Source organism: Nostoc sp. (genome assembly GCF_036917195.1).
Lineage (GTDB): Bacteria > Cyanobacteriota > Cyanobacteriia > Cyanobacteriales > Nostocaceae > Nostoc.
Map to the genome: position 1 here is coordinate 123,666 of NZ_JBALDG010000005.1, position 26,655 is coordinate 150,320.

21 protein-coding genes are annotated in these 26,655 nt (G+C 43.4%); 12 read left to right on the forward strand and 9 right to left on the reverse strand.

Translation table 11 applies throughout. The annotated features are described in order from the left end of the window. The first annotated feature begins 59 nt into the window (after positions 1-59). Positions 60-935, forward strand: a complete 876-nt coding sequence (locus V7K40_RS01145) for an NAD(P)-dependent oxidoreductase (RefSeq protein WP_334955984.1) — start codon at positions 60-62, stop codon at positions 933-935. Positions 936-1,180: 245 nt separating this feature from the next. Here the strand turns inward: V7K40_RS01145 and gcvP are convergent, their stop codons facing one another. The 3 genes from gcvP to gcvT all read right to left on the reverse strand — a co-directional run bounded on the left by gcvP (position 1,181) and on the right by gcvT (position 5,965). Further along, positions 1,181-4,126: an aminomethyl-transferring glycine dehydrogenase gene (gene gcvP / locus V7K40_RS01150; RefSeq protein WP_334955985.1), complete on the reverse strand. Its 2,946-nt coding sequence runs from the start codon at positions 4,124-4,126 to the stop codon at positions 1,181-1,183. Between the two features lie 190 nt (positions 4,127-4,316). Further along, the gene (gcvH, locus tag V7K40_RS01155; protein ID WP_273763440.1) at positions 4,317-4,706 is read right to left on the reverse strand and encodes a glycine cleavage system protein GcvH; all 390 of its coding nucleotides are present in this window, start codon (positions 4,704-4,706) and stop codon (positions 4,317-4,319) included. A 122-nt stretch (positions 4,707-4,828) separates the two neighbouring features. Next, on the reverse strand, positions 4,829-5,965 hold the full coding sequence (gene gcvT, locus V7K40_RS01160; protein WP_334955986.1) for a glycine cleavage system aminomethyltransferase GcvT: 1,137 nt from the start codon (positions 5,963-5,965) through the stop codon (positions 4,829-4,831). 180 nt (positions 5,966-6,145) lie between these two features. Here gcvT and V7K40_RS01165 point away from each other — a divergent pair, with 180 nt between their 5' ends. Then, a complete protein-coding gene (locus V7K40_RS01165; RefSeq protein ID WP_334955987.1) occupies positions 6,146-6,640 on the forward strand; it encodes a pentapeptide repeat-containing protein in 495 nt (164 codons plus the stop codon). Positions 6,641-6,963: 323 nt separating this feature from the next. Here V7K40_RS01165 and V7K40_RS01170 read toward each other — a convergent pair whose 3' ends face one another. From V7K40_RS01170 to V7K40_RS01180, 3 genes are all read right to left on the reverse strand, one after another. Further along, the gene (locus V7K40_RS01170) at positions 6,964-8,856 is read right to left on the reverse strand and encodes a tetratricopeptide repeat protein (RefSeq protein ID WP_334955988.1); all 1,893 of its coding nucleotides are present in this window, start codon (positions 8,854-8,856) and stop codon (positions 6,964-6,966) included. Between the two features lie 119 nt (positions 8,857-8,975). Beyond that, positions 8,976-9,293, reverse strand: coding sequence for a hypothetical protein (locus V7K40_RS01175; protein ID WP_334955989.1), 318 nt, complete (start codon positions 9,291-9,293; stop codon positions 8,976-8,978). Between the two features lie 250 nt (positions 9,294-9,543). Beyond that, positions 9,544-12,324 (reverse strand): tetratricopeptide repeat protein, encoded by a 2,781-nt coding sequence (locus tag V7K40_RS01180; protein WP_334955990.1) that lies wholly within the window; start codon positions 12,322-12,324, stop codon positions 9,544-9,546. A 220-nt stretch (positions 12,325-12,544) separates the two neighbouring features. On the opposite strand from V7K40_RS01180, the gene V7K40_RS01185 reads away from it, so the two are divergent. Continuing rightward, entirely contained in the window at positions 12,545-12,727 is a 183-nt protein-coding gene (locus V7K40_RS01185; protein WP_334955991.1) for a hypothetical protein, read from the forward strand. Positions 12,728-13,226: 499 nt separating this feature from the next. On the opposite strand, the gene V7K40_RS01190 is transcribed toward V7K40_RS01185, so the two are convergent. Beyond that, complete coding sequence (locus tag V7K40_RS01190; RefSeq protein WP_334955992.1) at positions 13,227-13,916, reverse strand: phosphorylase; 690 nt, start codon at positions 13,914-13,916, stop codon at positions 13,227-13,229. Positions 13,917-14,301: 385 nt separating this feature from the next. On the opposite strand from V7K40_RS01190, the gene V7K40_RS01195 reads away from it, so the two are divergent. The 3 genes from V7K40_RS01195 to hpnH all read left to right on the forward strand — a co-directional run bounded on the left by V7K40_RS01195 (position 14,302) and on the right by hpnH (position 19,223). Then, complete coding sequence (locus V7K40_RS01195) at positions 14,302-16,962, forward strand: efflux RND transporter permease subunit (RefSeq protein ID WP_334955993.1); 2,661 nt, start codon at positions 14,302-14,304, stop codon at positions 16,960-16,962. A 122-nt stretch (positions 16,963-17,084) separates the two neighbouring features. Then, entirely contained in the window at positions 17,085-18,086 is a 1,002-nt protein-coding gene (hpnA, locus tag V7K40_RS01200; RefSeq protein WP_334955994.1) for a hopanoid-associated sugar epimerase, read from the forward strand. Positions 18,087-18,203: 117 nt separating this feature from the next. Next, complete coding sequence (hpnH, locus tag V7K40_RS01205; RefSeq protein ID WP_334955995.1) at positions 18,204-19,223, forward strand: adenosyl-hopene transferase HpnH; 1,020 nt, start codon at positions 18,204-18,206, stop codon at positions 19,221-19,223. A 194-nt stretch (positions 19,224-19,417) separates the two neighbouring features. Here hpnH and V7K40_RS01210 read toward each other — a convergent pair whose 3' ends face one another. Further along, entirely contained in the window at positions 19,418-20,506 is a 1,089-nt protein-coding gene (locus V7K40_RS01210; protein WP_334955996.1) for an aliphatic sulfonate ABC transporter substrate-binding protein, read from the reverse strand. Between the two features lie 36 nt (positions 20,507-20,542). Then, positions 20,543-21,199, reverse strand: a complete 657-nt coding sequence (locus V7K40_RS01215) for a class I SAM-dependent methyltransferase family protein (protein WP_334955997.1) — start codon at positions 21,197-21,199, stop codon at positions 20,543-20,545. A gap of 1,141 nt (positions 21,200-22,340) precedes the next feature. Here V7K40_RS01215 and V7K40_RS01220 point away from each other — a divergent pair. From V7K40_RS01220 to V7K40_RS01245, 6 genes are all read left to right on the forward strand, one after another. After that, positions 22,341-22,862, forward strand: coding sequence for a phycocyanin subunit beta (locus V7K40_RS01220; protein WP_334955998.1), 522 nt, complete (start codon positions 22,341-22,343; stop codon positions 22,860-22,862). Positions 22,863-22,949: 87 nt separating this feature from the next. Beyond that, a complete protein-coding gene (gene cpcA, locus V7K40_RS01225; protein ID WP_334955999.1) occupies positions 22,950-23,441 on the forward strand; it encodes a phycocyanin subunit alpha in 492 nt (163 codons plus the stop codon). 165 nt (positions 23,442-23,606) lie between these two features. Continuing rightward, positions 23,607-24,419, forward strand: a complete 813-nt coding sequence (locus V7K40_RS01230) for a phycobilisome linker polypeptide (RefSeq protein WP_334956000.1) — start codon at positions 23,607-23,609, stop codon at positions 24,417-24,419. Positions 24,420-24,580: 161 nt separating this feature from the next. Beyond that, positions 24,581-25,450 (forward strand): phycobilisome linker polypeptide, encoded by an 870-nt coding sequence (locus V7K40_RS01235; RefSeq protein ID WP_334956001.1) that lies wholly within the window; start codon positions 24,581-24,583, stop codon positions 25,448-25,450. 82 nt (positions 25,451-25,532) lie between these two features. Further along, entirely contained in the window at positions 25,533-25,805 is a 273-nt protein-coding gene (locus V7K40_RS01240; RefSeq protein WP_334956002.1) for a phycobilisome linker polypeptide, read from the forward strand. Further along, complete coding sequence (locus V7K40_RS01245) at positions 25,786-26,628, forward strand: HEAT repeat domain-containing protein (protein WP_334956003.1); 843 nt, start codon at positions 25,786-25,788, stop codon at positions 26,626-26,628. Before V7K40_RS01240 ends, V7K40_RS01245 begins: the two co-directional genes overlap by 20 nt. Positions 26,629-26,655: the final 27 nt, after the last annotated feature.

A 26,655-nucleotide genomic window follows, 5' to 3' on the forward strand; every position in this document is an offset into this window, starting at 1 on the left:
TTTTGTAAAGTATAATCAAAGCGGTCTTTTGAACCGAATTAAATTTTTTTAAATAAAATATGAAAAAATTGCTAATTACCGGAGCAAGTGGCTTTTTGGGATGGCATCTTTGCCAGCTTGCACAACAAGAATGGGAAGTTTATGGTACTTATTTTTCCCATTATCTAAATATTCCTGATATCAAAATGTTAAAAGTTAACTTAACAGATTTTCAGGAATTGCAGCGCATATTTAATGATATTAAACCAACAGCAGTTATTCATACTGCTGCACATTCGCAACCAAATTTTTGTCAAACCCATCCCGAAGAATCGCACGCAATTAACGTCATAGCATCCGACAATATTGCCGGACTTTGTGCTGATAATTCTATACCTTGTGCTTTTACCTCAAGTGACTTAGTTTTTGATGGCTTAAATGCCCCCTATCGAGAAACAGATCCCGTGTATCCTGTCAATCTTTATGGTGAGCAAAAAGCCATAGCTGAAGTAAGTATGCTAGAGCGATATCCCATGACCGCAGTGTGTAGAATGCCGTTGATGTTTGGCACAGCAACACCCACAGCTAAAAGCTTTATTCAGCCATTTATTCAAACTTTACAAGCAGAAGAAGAACTAAGTTTATTTATTGATGAATTCCGCACACCAGTAAGTGGAAAAACTGCCGCCAGAGGGCTATTATTAGCATTGGAAAAAGTTAACGGCATCATTCACTTAGGCGGCAAAGAGCGAATTTCTCGCTATGATTTTGGGCGGTTATTAGTTGAGGTATTTCAACTTCCCGCCACCAAGCTCAAATTCTGCCGACAACAAGATGTGAAAATGGCAGCAGCTAGACCAGCAGATGTTTCTTTGGATAGTTCCAAAGCTTTTGGATTGGGGTATCAGCCTTTATCTTTAGAAAAAGAATTGGAGGAGTTAATCAATAGTCAATAAGATAGCAATCCTAAATCATTTATGAAAATTACATATCTCTTTCTTCTTTCTTCTCTTTGCGTCCTTGGCGTCTCGTAGAGAAGGACGCAAAGAACGCAAAGGAAGAGAAGGGAGAAATGCTTAACTGAACTGTATTGGTCAATAATAAGCCTGAAAAGATAAGAAGGAAGGAACTATAAAAAAATCCCCCTAACTTTCTAAAAACGAGAGTTGGGGGGAGCAAGTTTTAACTAAACTGTACGGCTTTATGAGGAATAAGCATCCATTGGCAGACAAGAACAAACAAAATTCCTGTCACCAAAGGCTGAATCAATGCGACCGACAGCCGGCCAAAACTTATGTTCACGAGTCCAAGGTGCGGGGTAGGCAGCTTGTTCACGAGAATAGGAATGATGCCATTCTCCGGTGATCAGGCTTTCGGCAGTGTGGGGTGCATTCTTCAAAACATTATCTTGGATATCCACCCTACCTAATTCAATCTCAGCGATTTCTTGGCGAATAGAAATCAACGCATCACAGAAACGATCCAACTCTTGTTGAGATTCACTTTCTGTAGGTTCCACCATGATTGTACCTCCTACAGGCCAAGAGACAGTCGGCGCGTGGAAACCATAATCCATCAAACGCTTGGCAACATCATCGATTTCGATCGCAGCTGATTTTTTGAGCGATCGCAAATCTAAAATACATTCATGGGCAACTAGACCATTTTTCCCTTGATACAAAACTGGATAGTACGATTCCAGTCTCTTGGCGATGTAGTTAGCGCTGAGAATCGCCACTTTAGTTGCTTGGGTCAAACCAGCTGCACCCATCATAGCGATGTACATCCAAGAAATCACCAAGATACTAGCACTACCCCAAGGTGCAGCAGCCACAGCACCAATATGCTGCGAATTAGGAATTTCTTCCTTCCTAGTCCCCAGTCCCCAGTTCCCAGTCCCAATTACAGCATGTCCAGGGAGAAAAGGCACGAGATGAGAGGCTACCCCAATGGGCCCCATACCAGGCCCACCGCCACCATGAGGAATACAGAAGGTTTTGTGCAAGTTTAAATGGCAGACATCCGCACCAATATCTCCAGGACGACAAATTCCCACTTGGGCGTTCATATTTGCCCCATCCATGTAAACTTGTCCACCGTGGGTATGGACAATAGCGCAGATTTCCTGAATTGGCTCCTCAAAAACACCATGAGTTGAGGGATATGTCACCATTAAGGCGGCTAGTTCATTGCTGTATTTTTCTGCCTTAGCCTTCAGGTCATCAACGTTAATATTACCTTGTAAGTCACAGGCAACTGCTACCACTTTCATCCCGCACATTACCGCACTCGCTGGATTTGTCCCGTGTGCCGAAGTCGGAATCAAACAGACGTTGCGGTGTCCTTCTCCACGGCTTTGGTGATATTGGCGAATCACTAAAAGTCCGGCGTATTCCCCTTGAGAACCAGCATTTGGTTGCAGAGAAATTCCGGCAAAACCAGTAATTTCAGCTAACCATGCCTCAAGTTGCTTAAATAAAATTTGATAACCCTGCGTTTGCGACGCCGGAGCAAATGGATGAATCTTGCCAAATTCCTCCCAACTTACCGGAATCATCTCAGCAGTCGCATTCAACTTCATTGTGCAAGAACCCAAGGGAATCATCGATGTTGTCAGCGACAAGTCCTTGCTTTCTAGCTTATGCAGATAGCGCAATAACTCAGTTTCTGAGTGATAGCGGTTAAAAACTGGGTGGGTGAGATATGTACTTGTACGGGAGAGGGAGAGATGGGGAAGACAGGGAAAAGTTAATTCTTCTAAGCTAAAAGGTAAATCATCTGTACCAGCGAAAATCTGCCAGAGGTCGATTAAGTCTTCTGGTGTAGTTGTTTCATCCAGCGAGATCCCAACAGCAGTTGCATCAAAAATCCGCAGGTTAATTTGAAGTTGTTCGCTATTTGCCAGAATATCTTTTAAATTGTGTGTTCCCAGTTCTACTCGCAGCGTATCAAAGAAAGATTCTGAAACGACGCTGTAACCCAAACGCTTCAGTCCTTGTGCCAGTAACACCGTCAAGGAGTGGATATTTTCAGCAATTTGCTTCAGTCCAGCAGGCCCATGATAGACCGCGTACATACTCGCCATTACCGCCAGCAGCACCTGTGCTGTACAAATATTACTAGTAGCTTTTTCGCGGCGGATATGTTGTTCGCGGGTTTGCAAGGCCAGACGTAATGCAGGCTTCCCTTGGGCATCTTTTGATACTCCCACAATTCGCCCTGGAACCAGCCGCTTATACTCTTCCTTTGTAGCAAAGTATGCCGCATGAGGTCCCCCAAACCCCAACGGAATACCGAAGCGCTGGGTACTACCGACCGCAATATCAGCGCCAAATTCCCCTGGAGGGGTGAGCAAAGTTAGACTTAAAGGATCTGCTGCTACCGTCACCAATGCACCCTTAGCATGGGCTTTTTCTATAAAAGCGCGATAGTCGTAAATAGTGCCATCAGTTGCAGGATATTGCAGAACAGCCCCAAAAATTGGTTGATCAAAATCAAAGGTTTGATGATCGCCAACAATAATCTTAATCCCTAATGGTTGAGCACGTGTTTGTAACACGTCGATAGTTTGGGGATGGCACTCACCAGAGACAAAATAGGAATTTGCTTGATTTTTGGAGACACCATAGCTTAGGTTCATCGCTTCAGCTGCTGCTGTAGCTTCATCAAGTAACGAAGCATTGGCAATTTCCAAACCTGTGAGGTCGATAATCAGGGTTTGGAAATTTAGCAGCGCTTGGAGTCGCCCTTGGGCAATTTCTGGCTGATAAGGAGTGTAGGCAGTATACCAACCTGGGTTTTCTAGGATATTGCGCGCAATCACAGGTGGGGTAATACTGTCGTAATATCCCATACCGATGTATGAGCGGAAAACCTGATTTTTAACAGCAACTTTTTTTAACGATGCCAGTGCTGCGTACTCACTTTCTGGTTCTGGTAACTTTAGCGATCGCTTCAGCCGGATTGCCTGTGGAACTGTTTGGTTGATTAGCGCATCTAGGCTGGAAAACCCCAAAACCTTAAGCATTTGCTGGATGTCATCAGAGTTAGGGCCAATGTGTCTTGGCACAAAACTACTTAACTTTTGACTTTTTTCGTCCTGCACTTGCTGCTGATTAGACTTGAGAATAGGGGCGTTTAATACCACAAATTACTCTCCAGATAGTACTATTTCATATTTTGCAATAAATACTCATAAGAAGTAAGTATAACTTTTCAATTTATCTAAATTTCATGACTTATCTACCGGTGGAGTGAGAAGAGGCTCTTAAGTAGAGGAGTAGGGGAGCAAAGGGTAACTTGCAGCAAGTCTTTCCCTCTGCCCCTTTGCCTCTTTTCTACTCTCCTTCCACCAGAGCGCGATACTCATCCGCTGTCAAGGCATCCTCAACATCACCAGGGTCATTGACGCGCACTTTCAAAAACCACCCTTCCCCGTAGGGGTCTTCTGACACTTCTTCGGGAGAATTAATTAAGGCTTCATTGCGTTCTATAACTGTGCCTGTGACGGGTGAATTTAGTTCTTCAACGGCTTTCACAGATTCAATTGTGCCAAAGTTTTCTCCTCTGGTAAGAGCGTCGCCAATTTCTGGCAGTTCCAAAAAGACAATATCACCCAATTCATGTACGGCAAACTCAGTAATGCCAACGGTGGCAATTTCGCCATCTAGTCGCACGTATTCATGAGAATCCAGGTATCTGAAATCTTGAGGATATTCAAAAGACATATTACTTCCTCTCCCTTATCAAATAAATTATTGCCCCAATCATCCAAGCCATATCTGGTAATGAACCTGACTGTAAATTGAGTAACTCACAACACATTATTCCTCAAAAACCTCGGCACTTATCAGTTAGTAACACGATTTTTTGACCGATAAAAGGGACGTTTAACTACAACTGCTGGATAAGCTTTGCCGCGAATTTCGACTTCTAGCTGCTGACTGACAGTTGCTAACTGGGTGGGAACGTAAGCTAATGCAACAGGATAACCAAGTGTAAGTGACAGAGTGCCACTGGTAACTTCTCCCACAACTTTACCTGCGGATAACACTTGGTAACCGTGACGGGCAATGTTGCGTCCTTGGGTTTGCAAACCTACCAATCGGCGATGCACTCCAGTAGCTTTTTGCTGTTCCAAAACTTCCCGACCAATAAATTCGCCTTTGGTATCTAAGTGAACTAGCCACCCCAAACCTGCTTCTAAGGGTGTGGTGGTCTCATCAATATCTTGTCCGTAAAGTGCCATCGCCGCTTCTACTCGCAGGGTGTCTCTCGCACCAAGTCCACAGGGGATAACACCAGCATTATGGAGATTTCGCCACAATTCTACCCCCACATCTGGGTCTACCATCACCTCAAAGCCATCTTCTCCGGTGTAACCTGTGCGGGCTAAGAAGGCAGGTTTCCCTAGTAGGGTTGCTTCTAAATGTCCGAAGGCTTTGATTGGCTGTAAGTCTTCTTGCACTACGGGTTGAAGATATTTAATCGCTTTTGGCCCTTGCACAGCGATTAAGGCTTTTTCTGGTGAAAGGTCTTGGAATTGTACTTTATCCAAGTCAAGATGTTGCAATAGCCATGCTTTATCTTTACTGGATGTTGCCGCATTGACGATGATCAATGCCTTCTGTATGCCACTGGTGTCTTCACCTTGGTAATAAACAATGATATCGTCAATAATTCCCGCTTGGAGATTTAATAATACGGTGTATTGAGCTTGACCAGCTTGTAAACGACTCAAGTCTGAAGGCACTAGAGGCTGGAGTTGAGAAATCAGGTTTTTACCTTGGAGGGTAAATTTGCCCATGTGGGAAATATCGAACATTCCGGCTGTATTTCTTACAGCATCGTGTTCGCGGCTAATGCCACTAAATTGCACAGGCATTTCCCAGCCACCAAAGCTGGTAAGACGTGCTTTGAGTTCTACACCCAGTTGATATAAAGGGGTTCGCGCCAAAGATTGGGCATTTTCTTCTTGATTAGCCACAGGTAATTATTATGCGATCGCACCTCAACATCTATCATCCTAAGAGATGCTTTCTAGGTTTTACAGTATTGTGTATTGAACTGGAGCATTGAGCATGATTATTTTCCTTGTCCCCCTTGTCCCCTTCTGTGAGGTTTAATAGTTAATGGTGAAAGTGTTGAGATTTATTAAGAAGACATTATGAAATATTGGCAACTGTTAGCTAGCTTTGTCTTAGCTATGGTTCTTTTTTTGTTTCCCCTATCGGCGCAAGCTGCAAGTTCTTCCAGTATTACCCGTTCTGTGGCTAATGATGTTAAAGCCAAGGATTACTCTGGTCAAAGTTTAGTTGGCACTGAGTTTACCAATCTCAAATTAGAGAATGCTAATTTTAGCAATGCTGACTTACGTGGTGGCGTGTTTAACGGTACTCTATTGGAAGGAGTAAATCTGCGTGGTGCAGATTTTAGTGAAGGCATAGCCTATCTAACAAGGTTTAAGGACGCTGATTTAAGTGATGCTGTGTTGACCGATGCAATGATGCTGCGTTCTACTTTTGATAGCGTGGATATTACAGGTGCTGATTTTACGAATGCGATTTTAGATGGAACGCAAGTGAAAAAACTTTGTGTTAAGGCAAGTGGTGTTAATTCTAAAACTGGTGTAGATACTCGCAAGTCTTTAGGATGTAAGTAAACTTTCACCGAATTTATGATGTTTAAATTTTGGATAATGAAATTGTTGGCAAAGCCGCTGGTAGAGAAGATTCTTGCGTTGCATTATTTAATGCATGTTTGAGACTTGCGAATTTAAACACGAGAATAATTCTATTTTTCCATTATCCAAACATTTTTTGACAAGCAAGTGACTTTCAAGATGGGTCAATCTCAATACGCTTGGGTTAAGGCTATAACCCAAGCGTATTAGCTTTTGAAGGTAGACGTTGAGCTTCTGAACCTCAAGTTTCAAGTTTGAAATTCAAAACGGTTATCCGATCGCCTCCTTTCGCTACGCGATCGCTAGTGATATGCTTCTCTTAAAAAGCTTGCATAATTTGCCCGAATCGTCATAGTAGTAGAATGACTTACACCTAAAGTTTGTTCACAAATTTTCAAAGCTTGCTCAAATAAGGGTTGGGCTTTCTTGTAGCGTCTTGTATGACGGTAGAGTGCTGCTAGATTGTTCAGGCTAATGGCAACATCGGGATGATTATCTCCTAGCAGGCGTTTACTCAGTTCTAAAGCTTGCTGATACAAAGGTTCGGCTTTGCTGTAGCGTTCTGTAGATTCGTAGAGTTGCGCTAAATTATTCAAGCTAGTGGTGACATCAAGATGGTTGTCTCCCAGCAAGCGTTTTCTCATTTCTAAAGCTTTCTTGAGCAAGGGTTCCGCTTTACTGTAGCGTCCTGTATAACAGTACAAAGCTGCTAAATTGTTCAGGGTAGTGGCGACATGGGGATGTTCTTCTCCAACTAGGCGTTTCCACAGTTTCAAAGCTTGCTGATACAAAGGTTCAGCTTCGCTATAGCGTCCTGTAGATTCGTAGAGTAATGCTAAATAGCTCACGGTAGTGGCGACATGGGAATGTTCCTCTCCCAGCAGGCGTTTCTGGAGTTCTAAAGCTTGTTTATACAGCGGTTCGGCTTCCCTATAACGTCCTGTAGAATCGTAAAGTTGTGCTAAATTCTTCAGGCTAGTGGCGACATCAAGATGGTTGTCTCCTAGTAGGCGTTTCTGGAGTTCTAAAGCTTGTTTATACAGCGGTTCGGCTTCTCTGTAACGTCCTGTAGATTCGTAAAGTCCTGCTAAATTGTTTAGGTTAGTGGCGACATCAGTATGTTCTAAACCAAGACGATTTTTAGTCAGTTCTACACACTGCTGTAACCAAAGTTCTGCTTGTTGATAAAGTCCTTGACCTTGAGAAAACCAGGCTAATTTGGTAAACAGAGTGATTAGATTTTCATCACTAAGATACTGTGATAGGTGGATTGCAACTTCTGTAATGTGCGGGATATGTGGAGTGAGGTTAAGAATCTCTTCAGGATTAGGCTGTTGCGGAATTAGCTTTGCTACCTCTAGCATCATCACTGCAAATTTAGTTTTTGCTTCATCCGCCTCACCTGACTTATCCAACTTCATTTGAAAAAGTTGCCGAATCAGTGGATTTAGACGATAAATTCCTTTACTTTCCTGTTCTAGCAAATGCAATTCTAGTAAATCGGCTATGGCTTTTTCATTGAGTCGTTGTTTTTTGTCATCTCCTATCGTCTCAACAGATAAGGGAATATCAGCTAAGGCACACAAACTTAGCAAACAGCCAAAGCTTTGTGCATTCTCATCCAATTGTTCCCAACTTAATTCAAAAACTTCAGCTACACCGTATTCATAATGCATCAATGAGTTAGCATTGACCACTGATTCATGTTCCACTCGTTTCTTCTCTAACCGCTTCAGCACTGTTTTCAGAGACAAATCTAGCATTTTATTTAGATATCGCCCCACTAACTCTAACGCTAAGGGCAAATATCTCAAAAATTTACAAATTCTTCTCGCAATCCAAGCTTCTTGTTGCAGTCGTTCCCTACCAATTAGCGATTTTAATAATTTCATCGCCGCCAATGGTTTAAGGACATCCAATTCGCTATTATATTTTGCCCTCAGGTAAGCTTGTAACTTCTCTAGTTTGTCCTGACCGTTGAAAGTCGCTAACTCAGGATAATTCTGGGTAAACTTGTCATATACCTCACCCATCCACTTTCTGAAAGCAGCAATATCAACGTTTAATTCGCTGGCAAGTTTAGCTTCACTTTTTCTTAAGTTTTCTATCTTAAAATCCTTTGCAAAAGCTGCCGTTTGTTCTAGAGATAAACCATTAATAGCAGCTTCTTTAGCTAGAAAATTAGCCCATTGCATAAATAGTTTGTTAAATATAATATTTCTGATTCTATCTACTTTGTCTCCATTTGGAAATGTCCTCTCTTGGGAGTAAAAATCCGATTTGCATGGGAACATTTAAAAGCAGTGGCTTGCAGTTAGGCATTGCCAGTTAAGCCTTTGAGGCTGAGGATTAAGCCTTTGAGGTTGAGGATTAAGCCTTTGAGGTTGAGGATTAAGCCTTTGAGGTTAACGATTAAGCCTTTGAAGTTAAGGATTAAGCCTTTGAGGTTGAGGATTAAGCCTTTGAGGTTGAGGATTAAGCCTTTGAGGCTGAGGATTAAGCCTTTGAGGTTAACGATTAAGCCTTTGAGGTTGAGGATTAAGCCTTTGAGGTTGAGGATTAAGCCTTTGAGGTTAACGATTAAGCCTTTGAACCTCAAATTTCGAGTTTTGTACTCAAAATGGCTAGGCAATGTCTACGACAGGCTACGCTTACGCAGTATTATTGACTTTTACTATTGGCTATGTAGAGTATGATGCCTAACGGCAAGCCACTGCGCTTCTACGCTGCTAAAATTTAAACTACAACTGTTGTATCGCATCAATTATTGCTTGCAGTTGGGCAAAGATTTCCACAAGTGAAGGGTTATGATGTAATTTGGCTAGAAAGGTGCGACGCCAAATAGCCCGTCGTAGACATCGCGTAGCGAAGGGAGGCAATTGTTAGCGAGATGTTTCTCTTAAAATGATTGCATAATTTCCTCTTATCGTCATTGTATTAGGATGACCTACACCTAAAGTATGTTCAGAAATTGTCAAAGCTTGCTCAAACAAGGGTTTAGCTTCTCTGTAGCGTCCTGTAAATTTGTAGAGTAATGCGAGATTGTTCAGGCTATTGGCGACATGGTGATGATTGTTTCCCAGTAAGCGTTTTCTCAATTCTAAAGCTTGCTGATATAGGGGTTCGGCTTCACTGTAACGTTCTGTAGAACCGTAGAGTAATGCGAGATTGTTCAGGCTAGTAGCGACATCGGGATGTGCTTCTCCCAGTAAGCGTTTTCTCAATTCTAAAGCTTGCTGATACAGAGGTTCGGCTTCGCTGTAGCGTTCTGTAAAACGGTAGAGTTCTGCAAGATTGTTCAGGCTTTGGGCGACATCGGGATGTGCTTCTCCCAGTAAGCGTTTTCTCAATTCTAAAGCTTGCTGATATAAGGGTTCGGCTTCGCTGTAACGTTCTGTAAAACGGTAGAGTTCTGCGAGATTGTTCAGGCTAGCCGCAACATCGGGATGTGCTTCTCCCAGTAAGCGTCTTCTCAGTGACAAAGCTTGCTGATATAGGGGTTGGGCTTTGCTGTACTGTCCTGTAGATTCGTAGAGGATTCCGAGATTGTTCAGGCTAGCCGCGATATCGGGATGGTTGTCTCCCAGTAAGCGTTTCTGGAGTGACAAAGCTTGCTGATACAGGGGTTCGGCTTCGCTATAGCGTCCTATGGAATGATACAGTGCTGCGAGATTGTTCAGGCTAGTGACGACATCGGGATGGTTGTCTCCCAGTAAGCGTTTGCTCAGTGCCAAAGCTTCCTCAAACAAAGGTTTGGCTTCACTGTAGCGTCTTGTAGATTTGTAGAGTCCTGCCAGATTGTTCAGGCTAGTAGCAACATCGGGATGTGCTTCTCCCAATAAGCGTTTTCTCAGTGACAAAGCTTGCTGATACAGAGGTTCGGCTTCGCTATACCATCCTGTAAAACGGTAGAGTTCTGCGAGATTGTTCAGGCTAGTGGCGACATCAGGATGTTCTAAACCAAGACGATTTTCAGCTACCTCAATAGATAGTTTGTACCAAAGTTCTGCTTGCTGATAAAGTTTTTGACTTTGATAAAACCAGCCTAAACCTGTGAAAGGCCCAATTAAATCCTCGTCACTGAGATACTGGGATAGATGGGTTGCAATTTCTGCAAGGTGGGGGATAGCAGAAGTGAGATTGAGAATCTCTTCACGGTTAGGCCGTTGAGGAATTTGCTTTGCTACCTCTACCATCAGCGCGACAAAAGCAGTTTTCACCTCATCTGCTTCACTTGACTCATCCAACTTCATTTGGAAAAATTGCCGAATCAGTGGATGTAGACGATAAATTCCTTTAGCCTGGCATTCTATTAAATCCAGTTTCCGCAACTGGGCTATAGCTTTCTCCCAGAATTCTTGTTCTTCGTCATCTTCTATCGTCTCAACAGATAAGGGAATGTCAGCCAAGGCATACAAACTCAGCCAACAGCCTAAGCTTTGTGCATTCTTATCCAATTGTTTCCAACTTAATGCAAAAGCTTCAGCCACGCCGTATTCATAATGCATCAATGGGTTAGCCTTGGCTACTGCTTCGTGTTCCAGTCGGTTTTTTTCTAGCCGCTTGTGCAGTGTTTCCAGAGACAAATCTGGCATTGTATCCAGATATCGCCCCACTAACCCTAACGTCAAAGGCAAATATCCCAAGAATTTACAAATTCTTCTTGCAACCCAAGGCTCACTTTTAAGTCGTTCTCTGCCAATTAGCGACTTTAATAATTTCATCGCCGCCAATGGTTTGAGGACATCCAGACGTAATTGCAGTAAAGTTCTGTCAAACCCCAGGCGCATTGTCAGCAATACTTTAAACCGAGGTGATTCCAAGGGTAGATAACGCTGAACTTGTTTTTTGTAGTGGGTGACATCATCAAATACCAGCAGCACTTCACCTTGTTGCCAATTCTCCCAGCAGTATTTCAGCCTATCTGCTAATTCCCAGTCGTCCGGTGCAATGAGGTTAAATTTTAATTGGGCAAATCTGAGAATCTGAATTCCGACATCAATTCCCTGTGCTGATAACCAGCAAACCCCACCTTGATAATTCTGTAAATGTTGTTTGGCGTATTGGGTAGCCAGTTCAGTTTTCCCCACACCACTCATACTCATCCCAGCTACAATCGCAACTTGCCCAGATGTTTGTAATGAGGAGTGCAAGTTTTCTAGTTCCACCTCACGTCCCACAAATTTTTCAAATGGGACAGCAGGGGGAATATTTTGATGAATTTCCTTAATTGTCGTGTGGGCAGCGTTCGACTGACTTGTACTGAGCATCTCGACTTCTTTACGAGACGCTACGCCAAGCTTGCTTCCCCGTAGGGGTACGCTTGATGAAGCCGTTGCCGTTGGCGCAGCCTCTCCAAGAGTTGTAGCGCTCACGCCGAAGTCTTGCCCGTCATTATATTTTGCTCTCAAGCAAGCGCGTAACTTTTCTAGTTTGCCTCGACTCTTAGAAGTCGCTAACTCAGGACAACTCTGGGCAAACTTGTCATACACCTTAGTCATCAGCTTTTTGAAAACACTAACACCGATATTCAATTCGGTGGCTAGTTTCACCTGACTCTTACCTAAGTTTTCATTCTTCAAACGCTCTACAAAAGCTGCCGTTTGCTCTAGGGATAAGTTATGAGTAGCAGCTTCATTGGCTAGAAAATCAACCCATTGCATAGACAGCTTCTGAGATTTCTTCTCGATTCTACTTAATTTCTACCTATTTCGAGGGAATCTCCTCTTCTTCTGGCAGAAATACCATTTCCATAGAAAGAATTTAGAAGGGGTTCGAGCCGTGAAAACTGCCTTAACAACTCCAGTCAACTCCAATCAAACCACCTAAACTTCGCAATTAATCTTCACTTCACCAATATCGGTAGAGAATCCATCTACTTAAATGCAAGATGTATACAGTTCTACTGAAATCATCTTCGCAGCAGCAATTTTAACTTCATTGTTGATTGGGGGAATTGCCTGTGTGATTGTGGTGATTACGGGTTCAGTTAAAACTTTAGTGTCTCTAATGGTAAGCCCAACAAGGGAAAAAAGAAGTCGTCAGGACAATGGAATTCGCGGCTAGACAAACTATTGTCCGCCTGCGCGGACTAACTAAAAATTTAAGGTATTCAAACCTGCCTCCGTGGGTTTTACCTATATAAATGCGGTTTATAACCGCCTATTAAACTCATGATATCAGAGAACAAGAATACTGCGACGCCGAATAGCCCGCACTTCTCTACGAGACGCTGCGCGAACGACAAGCTCAGTGACCATCGTAGACATCACCACTTGAGCCTCTGAACCTCAAATTTCGAGTTTTGTACTCAAAATGGCTATGCGATCGCTCTATTTTTCAATGTATTTTGGATATGAGGGGTTAATTGCACGTTGTCAATTAGCATCAGAATCGAACCGCGATCGCGCAGCGTCTCGTAGAGAAGGACGCCAAGAGCGCCAAGGAAGAAAGAAGAGGGAGCTATCGCTGTTTGAAGTTACAATTTGTAGGCGATCGCTGCTAAAATTTTCACTATTTTGCGTATAAATACAGGCAGGACATTATTTTTAGATTATTTCAGGCTCTAGCCAGAAAAGAGCCGATTTGTAACTTGCTCTAACACCTTTAATGATTTTAATGAACCTCGAATCAGTCGAGTAGCAGTAAGGGGTTGTCGAAGCATTCCCATCGCTAAAGGAAAAGGGTTTAAGGAACCATCAGAGTTAATTGCTGATGTAAGATCGGGGATATCGTGCTGACAATTGTCGCTAACTACTCGCAGCATTGCCACGTCCACCCCAGCTGCATTGAAAAACTCTAGGGCGGTAAATCCTTCCATATCAACAACATCAGCCGCCAAAGTCTCACCCAAATGGCGTTTTTCCGCAGCAGAGCAAATCACACGATCGCTTGTCAGTGACTTGACTAATGATACTTTTTCTGATAGTAAAGAATGCAATTGTGCTGTGAAAGTGCGATCGCATTCTTGCCGCTTCCCAGAGTAAACACAATCTTGATAGAGGACAATATCACCAACTGTGTAGCGATCGCTCAAGCTGCCACATATACCCATAATCAGCACCCTGGATTTTGGAGCCAGAAATTCTCCATTTCCTTGAGATTGTTGCAGATATTTGAGTAAAGGCTTCATCCCAAGAGGTATGGCTATTACAGTTGGGAGCGAGCCAGTAATGCCGCTTAATCCGCGACACACAGCTTTATATTCTGCTCCCTGAACCACCAAAATTGTGTCAATAGGCAAAAAATTAGGCACTAGCCCTCTGAATATTTTGAAGTTTGCGTCTGGACATTAACTCAAGGGTGCAAAGAGCAACCCTGCCAAGTCTGGGCAGTTAGCCCTTTCAAGGTGACTTGTAAAATCTTTGCTTTGTTCTCTGCGTCCTCTGCGCCTCTGTGGTTTTAAGTAGTTTATTCTACTATAAGTTTACAAAATACACAGAGATAAGAGATTTTTTGACCAAAATTTTTACCCACCTTATGTTCAACAGAACCAAGTTTCATTCTGGATTAAAAATTTTGCCATATCTTGAGTAACAATAAGTAATATTGCCGTTTCGTGGAGACCAAAACTCGCAAACTGAAGGTGATTACTGTAGCATGACTAAATAATTGTGTCATCCCCACGATAATTTCCCAAGATGGTAAAGTTTGATCGCTCAAAATCCGCACGAGAACTCTTTAATATTTCCAAATTGGCGATTCAATTTTCGTGGCTGACGGTGAGTTTTTGGATTGGGGTAACGGTAGCTGGTGTTCTGGCTTTCAGTTCTCTCAAGTATGCTTTGTTTCCAGATATTACCTTTCCAGTAGTAGTTGTGAATGCTACAGCCCCCCTGACAACTGCCGTGGATACAGAGGTGAAACTCACCAAACCCCTGGAAGAACACCTCTTCTCCCTAAAAGGACTGGAGAATATCCGCTCATCCACTTATCCTAGTCAAACTGCTGTTAGCCTTTCTTTTGCCGTTGGTACGAATTTAGAAACATCGACCAAAAAGGTTGAAACTGCCCTCAAACAGTTAACTTTGCCTCAAGGAGCAACTTTCAAAATTATTCCTTTGAATCTAAATGAGTCAGCCGCGATTAGCTATGCCATTGAGAGTCCCTCAAGGAATCTCACAGATTTGACAAAGTTGGCGAAAGACGACATTGTAAGTGCGATCGCTAAACTACCAGGAGTCCTGAAAGTTACACTACTGGGCGCTGCTACCGCAACTCCCCTAGCTCCAGCGAATGCAAGTGCCGCGGCTCCCCCCCAAGCAGGGGCGACATTAGTCAGGTTTAACGGACAAGATGCTTTGGCATTTCAGGTGATCAAACGTGGGAGTGCTAACACCTTAGAAGTAGTGAGTCAGGTTGAGAAAGAAGTCCAAAGGCTGCGATCTAGCCTGAATGATGTCAAACTCACTTTAGCTGCTACCCAAGCAGAATATATCCGCCAAGCCACCCAGTCAACAATCGATGCTTTGCTGGAAGCAGTCTTATTGTCTATCGTGGTAATTTTTCCTTTTTTGTGGAATTGGCGAGCCACCCTGATTTCTGCCTTGGCAATTCCTACGTCTATTTTGGCGACGTTTATTGTCATGGCAATTTTTGGTTTCAACTTAGAAACGATTACGCTGTTAGCTTTAGCTTTGGTGATCGGTAGTATTGTTGATGATGCGATCGTGGATGTGGAAAACATCATGCGACACGTTGAAGATGGGGAAACTCCTCGCCAAGCAGCACTTTTAGCTACAAATGAGATTGGATTAACAGTCACCGCCGCCACCTTGACAGCAGTAGCGGTTTTTTTACCTATAGGTTTGATGGGTGGCGTAATCGGTCAATTCTTCAAACCTTTCGGCATCACTGTTTCAGCCGCGATGCTTGCTTCTATGCTAGTTGCTCGGACTTTATCTCCAGTTCTGGCTATCTACTGGCTAAAACCTAAATCCTCGCTTTCCCCGCGTCGGGAAGCAAAAATCTGGGTGGCGTTTACTCAATCTTACAGAAACTTGCTGAGTTGGTCTTTGAATCACCGGAAGATAGTTATCGGATTAGCTGTCCTCAGCTTCATTGCAGGTATAGTGCTGATTCCACTAATTCCCAAAGGGTTTATTCCCAAACTTGATCGCGGCGAATTCAATATTGCTTATACGGCTCCTTTGCCGAGTATCCCCGGAGGGGCAGGGGAGCAGGAGGAGCAGGGGAGAAATCCCAGTCCGCAGTTGCCAATTCCTAACCCTTTGAACGATTCTCTTGAGGTTGCTAAGAAATTAGAAGATGTAGTGATAAAATCACCGGCAGTTGAAACGGTATTTACTACTGTTGGTTCTCGTGAAGGTGAGCCGAATAAAGGCATACTATATGTAAAGTTAAAGGGCAATCGCACAATCACAACTGCGGAACTACAAGACCAATTGCGCTCCTCCTTACCTGTCCTTTCTGGGGTAACTACCAGTGTGGAAGATATCCAATTTGTCGATTCTGGCGATCAAAAACCTCTACAAATAGCATTACGAGGTGATAATCTCCAAGCTCTGAGCAAAGCAGTCAAGGCAATTAAAGAGAGAATTCAGAGAATACCGGGATTTGCCGATGTCACAGTTACAGGTGAAACGAATCCACAGGGCACGGTTTTTCAGATCGAGCGTCTGAATAATCAGCGGGTGGCCTATGTTAGCGCTAATCTTGGCAAGAATCTATCCTTGGGTGATGCTACTGACAAAGTGGTAGCTGAAGCTAAGGCAGTGTTACCCTATAATGTTTCCTTAAATTTAGGAGGAGATTCTGCTAGTCAAGGTGAAGTTTTTAGCAGTTTCGGCAGTACTTTAGCTCTATCTGCCCTGTGTATTGTTGTAGTACTAATTTTACTGTTCAAAAGCTGGATAGACCCTCTGGTAATTGGTGTCTCTTTGCCCTTGGCACTGGTGGGGGCAATGTTGGCACTACTGATCACCAAGAGCGACTTTGGGATGATCTCACTAATCGGTTTCGTCTTTTTACTGGGGCTGGCAAATAAAAATGCTATCTTGCTTGTGGATTACATTAACCAGTTACGCAGTGCTGGCTTAGACCGCACCGAGGCGATCCTCAACACGGGGCTAGTGCGCCTCAGACCAATTATGATGACCACTGCCTCCACTATTTTAGGGATGCTACCGATCGCCTTAGGTTTTGGTGCGGGTTCCGAATTGCGATCGCCTATGGCTGTAGCGATCGCAGGTGGACTCGTAACTTCAACTATCCTCAGTTTGATTGTTGTGCCAGTAGTCTACACTATTTTGGATGATTGGTTTCCCCGCAAGAAATTTTAGATTTTAGATTTTAGATTTTTGAACAGGTATGAATGGTCTGATTGAGAGATTTACATTACTAAGTTCCACCTAATTATTGCAAAATTTGTGTATCCGAAATTACAAGACAGGGGAATTCTAAGTTGATAAATCCAAAATCCAAAAGGGTTTTTGTCACTGGGGGTACGGGCTTTATTGGTGCCCACTTGATACGGTTGTTGTTGCAACAAGGATATGCTGTCAAAGCGCTGGTTCGCTCAAGCAGCAATTTGGAGAATCTCCGTGGTTTGGAGGTGGAAATTGTCAAAGGCGATTTGAATGACCCAAATCTCTGGCAACAGATGGGAGGTTGTCAATACCTATTTCATGTGGCAGCCCATTATTCCTTATGGCAATCAGACCGAGAGTTACTCCATCGTCACAATGTCCTGGGTACGCGCAATGTGTTGGCAGCAGCTCGCAAAGCTAACATTGAGCGCACGGTTTACACGAGTTCAGTGGCGGCAATTGGGGTAGGATCATCTAGTCAAGTTGTCGATGAAACACATCAGAGTCCCTTAGATAAGTTGGTGGGTGACTACAAAAAGTCTAAGTTTTTGGCGGAACTTGAAGCTATGCAAGCCGTTGCTACAGGTCAGGAGGTAGTTATTGTCAATCCCAGCAGCCCGATTGGCTCGTTGGATATCAAACCTACCCCGACGGGTGATATAATTTTACGGTTTTTACGACGGCAAATGCCCTTTTACTTGGATACTGGTTTGAATTTTATCGATGTGCGGGATGTGGCATGGGGGCATTTACTGGCTTTGGAGCGAGGCAAATCAGGCGATCGCTATATCTTAGGTTACCAAAACCTCAGCTTAAAGCAACTGCTAGAACAACTCGCCGATATCACAGGTTTAAGCGCACCTCAACGAACAGTACCCGCTTGGTTACCCCTTAGTGTTGCCTGGGTTGATGAAAAGATTCTCGCACCTTTGGGGAAATTGCCTTCAGTGCCATTGGATGGCGTTCGGATGGCGAAACAACCTATGTATTATGATGCCGCAAAGGCTGTACGAGAGTTGGGTCTACCCCAATCTTCATTGAATGCAGCCCTCAAGGATGCTGTGGATTGGTTTGTTGCTCAGGGTTACGTCAAATGAGAAATCTAGCGATTCACGTGGGGATGCGATACGCAGGGGCGCAAGGACTTGCGCCGATACGAACGTTTTATGTTTTCCTATGGTGTTTTTATATCTAAAAGAGGAGCGATCGGAACAATGGCAGTTAATCTACAACAAGCTATGGATATTGGGAAGTATCTAGTTACTCAGCGTTTGAAAGGACGTAAACGCTTCCCTTTAGTATTGATGTTGGAACCTCTTTTTCGGTGTAATCTAGCCTGTACTGGTTGTGGTAAAATCCAACATCCAAAGGAAATTTTAAAGCAAAATCTCACCCCAGAACAGTGCTTTACCGCAGTGGAAGAGTGCGGCGCACCGGTTGTCTCAATTCCTGGGGGAGAACCTTTGCTGCATCCCCAGATTGATCAGATTGTCCAAGGATTAATTGAGCGCAAGAAATATATTTACTTGTGTACCAATGGTTTGTTGTTAGAAAAGAGCCTGGATAAGTTTCAACCTTCTCCTTACCTGACTTTTAGTGTGCATTTAGATGGGATGCGGGAGTTGCACGATCAGTGCGTTGATCGCAAAGGTGTTTTTGATATTGCTGTCAAAGCTATTCGCGCCGCTAAAGCTAAAGGTTTTCGTGTCACTACCAACACAACTATCTTTGAGGGAACTGAACCTAAAGATATGCAAGAGTTCTTCGACTTTCTGAAAACACTAAATACTGACGGGATGATGATTTCTCCCGGCTACAGTTACGAGTGGGCACCAGATCAAGATCATTTTCTCCACCGTGAACAAACCCGCGCCCTCTTCCGGGAAATTCTAGCTCCATACAAAGCTGGTGAAAAAAACTGGAACTTCAATCACAATCCGCTGTTCTTAGATTTTCTCACTGGTGAGAAGGACTACGAATGTACGCCTTGGGGTAGCCCTAGTTATAGCGTTCTCGGTTGGCAAAAACCTTGCTATCTGCTGAACGAAGGTTATTACTCTACCTTCAACGAATTACTGGCAAAAACTGATTGGAGTCAATACGGCCAGAAGAGTGGTAATCCCAAGTGTGCGGATTGTATGGTTCACTGCGGTTACGAACCCACTGCGGCAATGGATGCAATGCAACCGCAAAATATGGCACGTGCCCTTGGTAGTGTGTTTGGCAGGAACTAGTAAGTAGTAAATGCTACATGTTTAGAGTGGGCGATCGCTGCTTGGAAGTATTATAAGGTGGTTCGTAGCGATCGATGAATTGGTGTTAGCAAAGCGGGGCGTCATTTTAAGCTCCGCGTTCCCCCTCTTTGCCTTCCCGTTTATTCTTAATTAGATGTCTGGAAAGTTTTGAACCTTTTGCTGCCCTCTTCAAACTATTTTTGGCTAATTGATTGTGGAGTAATTGCAGCATATTGTTCAGGTGTCAACACAGCTTCCTGAATATTGATTTTTTTAGGAATCACACCATATTTATAGAAGTAATCTGCAACTCGTTGTTGGTCTTTAATTAACTTTGGGGAAATAGCTCTCAATCCATAGGTGCGGCGGCTAACTACCTTTTGCATAATGTCGGGGGGTAGTTTTTGGTATGGTGCGATTAAGTTTGCTGTTTCTTGGGGATGTGCCTCAGCCCAGCGCTGGATTTTATCAATCTCCTCAATCACTATCCGCAGCACTCCAGGATTGTCAATGGCAAACTGCCTCGCACCAATATAGTATGCACCAGGGGTGTCAAGTCCTTGAGCAGTCTTGATCACTCGAATCTTACCTGCTTTTTCAGCCAGAGCCAAATAAGGATCGCCAGCCACCCAAACGGGAATTTTTCCTTCTATAAAAGCACTACTAGCTTCTACGGTGGGTATACTCAAAATTTGAACATCACTAGGTTTCAAACCTGCATTTTCCAAAGCTCTGAAAACGAAATAGTGAGACGCAGAAGCTTTTTGAAAAACTATTTTTTGTCCTTTAAGATCCTTGACGGTCTTAATGGGAGAATTTGGTGGGACAGCGATTACACTTGATATGCCCGTTTTTTCAGTGCGGCGAGAACCAACAACATAAACGATTTGAGCGCCAGCAGCTTGGGCGAAGATGGGCGGGGTTTCCCCAACGGAACCCAAATCGATTTTACCGACATTCATCGCTTCCATCAGTTGTGGCCCTTGGACAAATTGTGCCCACTCCACCTTTACTCCCAGAGGTTCCAGACGCTTTTCTAATACTTTAGTTATTCTGATCAAATCGCCTGCTGATTGATACCCCATGCGAAGTACTTTAGTCTTGATTCCAAATGAATTGGTTTCAGATACATTTGTAGCAGAAGATGGGGTTTGAGCTTTTTGCCCTTCGGCTGTGCAACTAACTAATGTTAACGAAGTTGCCAAGGTTAACAACCCAGGTGCTAAAAGCAGCGTGAAACGGCGAAAGATGTTTATATACTGAGGTTTAACTGTAGCGGTCATAAAAGTTTTTTGTGAACAAAGTTTTAAAGGCATAATTTACCTGGCTTTACTTGGAACACCAGTAAACGCAAACAACTGTTGTTCTTTAGGTGCAGCCAAACTTTCACCAAGGTAACGATGAATACCTACTCCCATGTCTCCTGTTGCAGTGAGTTTGAAGTTTACTTCTTCAAATCCATATTCACGGAAAGATTTACGGACAGCCTCAGAGTGAGGAATACCGTTAGAGTGTCCACGAGTCCAAATCACAAAAGCACCTTGTTTGCTCAGAAAACTCAGGTTTTTCAGCAAGCGATTGAGTTCAGATTCATCTGCGAGATTGCCGAATACACCACATACAATCACAATATCTGCTGGTACTGCTCCTACATAGTTAGAGGAGATAGTTGCATCACCATTGATAAACTCAATTTGTTTTGTCAAACCCAACGATTCTATTGTTTCTTGTCCACGTTCAACTAGTTGTGGATTTAGCTCTACTAGTCGGGCATAAATATCTTTTGTCCGTGGGTGATTTGATAACGTTCCTAGCAAATCTCGTCCATCACCCGCGCAAACACTAACTATACGGATTAACCCTGGTTGGGACAAGTTCAAGCTATGGGAAATGTATTCCTGCACAATTTGCAGGCGTTGTTGCAATTTTGGTTCGTTCTTGTAAAGGTCGTGCCATTCAAACCAGTCTTTTACCATAAGAGGTGATTTCCGTTTCCATTAACTATGAGGAAAGCAAAGTGACAAACAAACTGGGCAAATTTAAACTACGGTAAATTTATCGATAAAGCGTATTTTAAGATTGAACGCAGATTATCATGGAAATTCATTCAAGATCAAGTCTTTTTTCTTTGGTTTATGAATCCGGCAATTTAACAGTTGAGAGCTTGCGAGACAGCTTTGTATTCCAATCGACGAAAGCTCACAGAAATACTGGGCTGGAGTCGATGCGACAAAATCAACACAGATGCACTACATATTTCAGTCCGATTCGGGCAAAATTCAAATTTGTATTACTTAAAACTTAATTGCTCTATATTCCTCCAGTCGGATAAAATATACTATGGCAACTTGATAGTTACTTAATAGTATTTGTGTTGTTTAGAACACCAATTCAGTAATCCTGGAAGAATTTTCCCCCTACTTTTCTCTTATGAGAAGAGGGGAGCAACGCAAAAAAGTGAGATCCTCATGAAATGAGCTTTCTTGCATAAGTCCTGTAAATGTGGGTAGTTTACCCTAAAGCTATTCTTTGTAACCCGCCAAAGCAGGCTTTATTTATATTGGATTGCAAATCTACAGCTTCGGCCGCGCTAGTAATAATCCTAAGTCTGCCGATTGGATGGTTTAAAGCAGCTATGAACTCACCCCTGCAATAGATGCAATGTAGTCGCAAAATATCGCACATATCCTTGGCAGTGTGTTTGGCAGGAGCTACGAAGTAGCCAATACTACACTAATTAAGCGTGCGATGCCTGCGGCGGGCTACGCCTACGCAATTATCCCATCTTTTGCGGTAGAGAAAAAAGTGTTAAGTTATGTAAAAAAAAATCACAAACATAACAATAATTTGTAATAAATAATGATGCAGCAGCATTGTATAAAGAGAACTTGGGAGTAAAAAACAACATCTTAATCAGGTTTTCCAGTCGTTCACAGAAGTTTTAAGTTTTTTAACAAAAGTTTTAATCTGAAAGCCTGGAGATCGTAAACTTATTTCTGGGATGTCTGTTTTGAACCTTTCGGGACTCGTCAGGCAGTGCGGGCATCAAAAAAAAACTGAACCATTCAGTTTTGAGTCCAACTATTCTTAACGAAGCAAATTAGGAGATTTAAGGCAATGGTTTTAGATGCATTTGCAAAAGTAGTTACCCAAGCTGATACACGTGGGGAATATCTCTCCGATGCACAATTGGATGCATTGAGCGAACTAGTCAAAGATGGTAACAAGCGTACAGATGCCGTTAACCGTATTACCAGCAATGCGTCTGCTCTTGTTGCTGCTGCGGTTCGTGATTTGTGGGCAGAACAACCCCAATTGATCAGTCCTGGTGGTAATGCTTACACCAGCCGTCGCGCAGCTGCTTGCATCAGAGACTTGGACATCATTCTTCGCTATATCACCTATGCTATCTTTGCTGGCGATTCAAGCGTACTAGATGATCGTGCCCTGAATGGATTGCGGGAAACCTACTTGGCATTGGGAACTCCAGGAGCGTCAGTTGCTGTTGGTATTCAGAAGCTGAAACAAGCTTCCCTGGCCATTGTCAACGATACAAATAACATCACCAGAGGAGATTGCAGCGCTCTGTCATCTGAAATAGCTAGCTATTTTGATCGTGCTGCTGCTGCTGTGGCTTAAGCCAAGCATTGCTGATGTTGACTGAATAATTGTCCATGTGACAAAACAAAATTTCAACCATAAAGTTTCTGAAAGGGAAATAGCAAAATGTCAAAAACACCTCTCACTGAAGCAATTGCATCGGCTGATTCTCAAGGTCGCTATCTCAGCAGCACTGAAATTCAAGTTGCTTTTGGTCGCTTCCGCCAAGCGCCAGCTAGCTTACAAGCAGCAAAAGCATTGAGCGCCAATGCTCAACGCTTGACCGAAGGTGCAGCTCAAGCGGTGTATAACAAGTACCCTTACACCACTCAACAACAAGGCCCCAACTTCGCGGCTGATTCACGCGGCAAAGGCAAGTGTGTACGTGATATCGGCTACTACTTGCGGATTATCACATACGCTTTAGTTGTTGGTGGCACAGGTCCCTTGGATGATTTCTTGATTTCTGGCTTGGCTGAAATCAACCGGACTTTTGATCTATCTCCTAGCTGGTACATTGAAGCCCTCAAGTACATCAAAGCTAACCACGGTCTAAGCGGTGATCCAGGTGTTGAAGCAAATTCCTACATCGACTATGTAATCAATACTCTAAGCTAGAGTGTTTCTTTAGCCCGGAGAGGAAATCAGCTCTTATGACAAGTAAGTTCTATGAGTTGTTTACCTCTCCGGGCAGTTTTATTTTCAAAAGACTGTTAAAAGACTAGAAAAAAATTTTTCTAAAAAGTTTTCAGTTTTGCAGTTAAAACTGAGGAGGTTTTAAAGATGGCAGCTTTGGGACAAGCAGCAAGATTAGGGATTGGAGCATTTGAAAACTCACCACTGATAGAACTACGTCCTGATCGAACAGAAGAGGATATGGCAGTGGTTATCCGGGCGGCTTACCGTCAGGTTTTGGGTAATGCATATATACTGGAAGGAGACCGTCTAGAGAGTGCAGAATCGCTGTTGCAGCAAGGTACAATCTCCGTGCGGGGATTTGTGCTAGCCATTGCTCAATCAGAACTCTATCGGGATAAGTTTTTCCACTCCAACTCACAAATTCGGTTTATCGAGTTGAATTATAAGCATTTATTGGGGCGTGCCCCGGAAGATGAGTCAGAGATTTCTTACCATGTTGAGCTTTACAACTCACAAGGTTACGAAGCTGAAATTAACTCTTACATTGACTCATTAGAATATCAAGAGAATTTTGGCGAAAATATTGTGCCCTACTATCGAGGCTTTAAAAGTCAAGTAGGACAGAAAAATGTTGGCTATAGCCGACTGTTCCAACTGTATCGGGGTTATGCCAATAGCGATCGCGCCCAAGGACAAAAACAAGGACGGCTGACCTGGGAAGTGGCTAAGAATCTGGCTTCACCGATTTACCCAGTCTCCGCCGGAGCCTTAACAGGCCTCTCTACAGGTGGTCGCGGCGAAACATATCGGATTAGAGTGCTACAAGCAGCTTCCCCGAACTCAGCTGTAGTGCGGCGGGGGACTGCGGAATTGATCGTTCCCTACGAGCAACTTTCTAGTAAATTGCAACAGTTGAATCGCAAGGGCAGTAAAGTGATTAGCATTACTGCCGTATAAATAGGGAATCAGAGGGGAGTAGGGGGTGGGGAGGAGCTACTGCGGTCTTGGAGTTTACCCAAGTGGAGCAAGTGGCATTAGGGAGTAGGAAGGTTCACCACTCCCCATTCTCCACTCACTACTCCCCTTAGCAATTACTAATTACAAAAGGAAAATTACCAATGGCTATTACAACAGCAGCGTCTCGTCTGGGGACTGAGCCTTTTACTGATCAGGCTCCTGTAGAATTGCGTCCAAATGCAACCAAAGAAGACATAGAGAAAGTAATTGCTGCCGTCTATCGTCAGGTGTTGGGCAACAACTATATATTGGCAGCTGACCGCCTCACAAGTGCTGAATCTATCCTGCGTGATGGGAAAAATACAGTGCAAGAGTTTGTGCGTCAAGTAGCTAAATCAGAACTGTACAAATCCAAGTTTTTCTACGACAATTTTCAAACTCGCGTCATCGAACTGAACTACAAACATTTGTTGGGTCGTGCCCCTTATGATGAGTCTGATGTCGTCTATCACTTAGACTTGTATCAAACCAAGGGATATGAAGCCGACATTGATTCTTACATTGATTCTCCAGAGTATCAATCTAACTTTGGTGAAAATATAGTGCCTTACTATCGCGGCTTTGAAACCCAAACAGGACAAAAAACTGTGGGATTTACCCGGATATTTCAACTTTATCGCGGCTATGCCAGTAGCGATACCTCCCAACTCAAAGGCAAAGACACCCGCCTAGCCAGCGAACTAGGTCGCAATAGTGCATCCGTCGTTGTTCCTCCCTCCGGTGGTCCCTCAGGCTTTTCATACGTTGCTTCTGAAAAAGGTGTTACCCCCAACAGTACTTTCGGTGGTGCGGGAACTTTTGGAAAAGAAGGCAGACTCTACCGCATTGAAGTAGCAGGCGTTTTTGGATCTGGGTATCCGAGCACACGCCGTGTCAATCAAGCGGTGGTTATACCATATGAAGAACTATCTAGTTACTTCCAGAGAGTGGTAAAACAAGGTGGTAAAATAGCCAGTGTGAAACCCCTTTAGTGTCATTTGTCAATAGTCATTAGTCATTAGTCATTATTAAAGACAAAAGACTAATGACAATTTATAATTTGGAATTAATTTTATGCTTGGACAAATTAGTAGGACTAGTAGTCGCTACTTTCGGTATGAAGTAGTCGGTCTGCGCCAAAGCGAAGAAAGCGAAAAAACTAACTATCCGATTCGTTCTAGTGGCAGTGTATTTTTCACAGTGCCTGAGAATCGGATGAATCAAGAAATGCAGCGGATTATTCGCTTGGGTGGCAAAATAGTCAGCATTCAGCCATTGAACGCTGAGGCTAAAACAGATAGCGGACAGAGCAATCCTGCTTCTTCTAATGAATCCCAGTCCGCATAAATTTGAAGATTTATCACCGACAGGTGACTTTGCCAACGGTGAATCTTTAACAGTAGAGCAAGCGCTCGCTAATCTTGAAAGTGCAGATTTAGGCTTGCGATTTTATGCTGCCTGGTGGTTGGGTAGGTTTCGTATAGGTGAAGCAGCTGCGATTACAGGACTGATCAAAGCTTTAGAGGATGAAGCCGACAGGACACCAGAAGGCGGATATCCTCTGCGACGGAACGCAGCTAGAGCCTTAGGGAAACTAGGCGATCACCAGGCAGTATTACCTTTAATTAGGTGTTTAGACTGCTCAGATTTTTATGTCCGGGAAGCAGCCGCACAATCCTTAGAAATGCTGGGTGATCCGGTTTGTATTCCCGCCCTAATCAAGCTATTACAAGTAGGTTTGCAGGGAGAGCATCTCATATCACAGCCTAATTTATCTCAACCCTACGACGCTATTTTAGAAGCCTTGGGAACCTTGAGGGCGACTGAGTTTATTCGTTTGATAAAGCCATTCTTAGAGCATCCAATCGAATTGGTGCAATATGCTGCCGCACGAGCCATGTATCAATTAACCCAAGAAGCAGTTTATGGAGAACGGTTGGTACAAGCTCTGGCGGGAGAGAAATTACAATTGCGTCGGGCAGTGTTAGCAGATTTGGGAGCGATTGGATATCTACCCGCAGCAGATGCGATCGCCCAGACTCTTGCTGAAAATAGCCTAAAGCTAATTTCTCTTAAAGGCTTACTAGAACATCAAGTTAACCACATAACACCAAGCACTTTCTCAGAAGGTGCGATTAAAGTCATCAATTTGATGGACTCGCTGTTGTAGTGATAAATTCAAGATAATCAGTTGTCA

Excerpts from the sequence above, each read along its gene's own strand:
- V7K40_RS01185 (WP_334955991.1), top strand. The coding sequence starts at position 12,545 with ATGCAAGATGTATACAGTTCTACTGAAATCATCTTCGCAGCAGCAATT.
- V7K40_RS01220 (WP_334955998.1), top strand. The coding sequence starts at position 22,341 with ATGGTTTTAGATGCATTTGCAAAAGTAGTTACCCAAGCTGATACACGT.
- V7K40_RS01145 (WP_334955984.1), top strand. The coding sequence starts at position 60 with ATGAAAAAATTGCTAATTACCGGAGCAAGTGGCTTTTTGGGATGGCAT.
- V7K40_RS01230 (WP_334956000.1), top strand. The coding sequence starts at position 23,607 with ATGGCAGCTTTGGGACAAGCAGCAAGATTAGGGATTGGAGCATTTGAA.
- gcvH (WP_273763440.1), bottom strand. The coding sequence starts at position 4,706 with ATGTCTTTTGAATATCCTCAAGATTTCAGATACCTGGATTCTCATGAA.
- V7K40_RS01245 (WP_334956003.1), top strand. The coding sequence starts at position 25,786 with ATGAATCCCAGTCCGCATAAATTTGAAGATTTATCACCGACAGGTGAC.
- V7K40_RS01240 (WP_334956002.1), top strand. The coding sequence starts at position 25,533 with ATGCTTGGACAAATTAGTAGGACTAGTAGTCGCTACTTTCGGTATGAA.
- cpcA (WP_334955999.1), top strand. The coding sequence starts at position 22,950 with ATGTCAAAAACACCTCTCACTGAAGCAATTGCATCGGCTGATTCTCAA.
- V7K40_RS01215 (WP_334955997.1), bottom strand. The coding sequence starts at position 21,199 with ATGGTAAAAGACTGGTTTGAATGGCACGACCTTTACAAGAACGAACCA.
- V7K40_RS01180 (WP_334955990.1), bottom strand. The coding sequence starts at position 12,324 with ATGCAATGGGTTGATTTTCTAGCCAATGAAGCTGCTACTCATAACTTA.
- hpnH (WP_334955995.1), top strand. The coding sequence starts at position 18,204 with ATGGCAGTTAATCTACAACAAGCTATGGATATTGGGAAGTATCTAGTT.
- V7K40_RS01195 (WP_334955993.1), top strand. The coding sequence starts at position 14,302 with ATGGTAAAGTTTGATCGCTCAAAATCCGCACGAGAACTCTTTAATATT.
- V7K40_RS01170 (WP_334955988.1), bottom strand. The coding sequence starts at position 8,856 with ATGCAATGGGCTAATTTTCTAGCTAAAGAAGCTGCTATTAATGGTTTA.
- V7K40_RS01165 (WP_334955987.1), top strand. The coding sequence starts at position 6,146 with ATGAAATATTGGCAACTGTTAGCTAGCTTTGTCTTAGCTATGGTTCTT.
- V7K40_RS01210 (WP_334955996.1), bottom strand. The coding sequence starts at position 20,506 with ATGACCGCTACAGTTAAACCTCAGTATATAAACATCTTTCGCCGTTTC.
- V7K40_RS01235 (WP_334956001.1), top strand. The coding sequence starts at position 24,581 with ATGGCTATTACAACAGCAGCGTCTCGTCTGGGGACTGAGCCTTTTACT.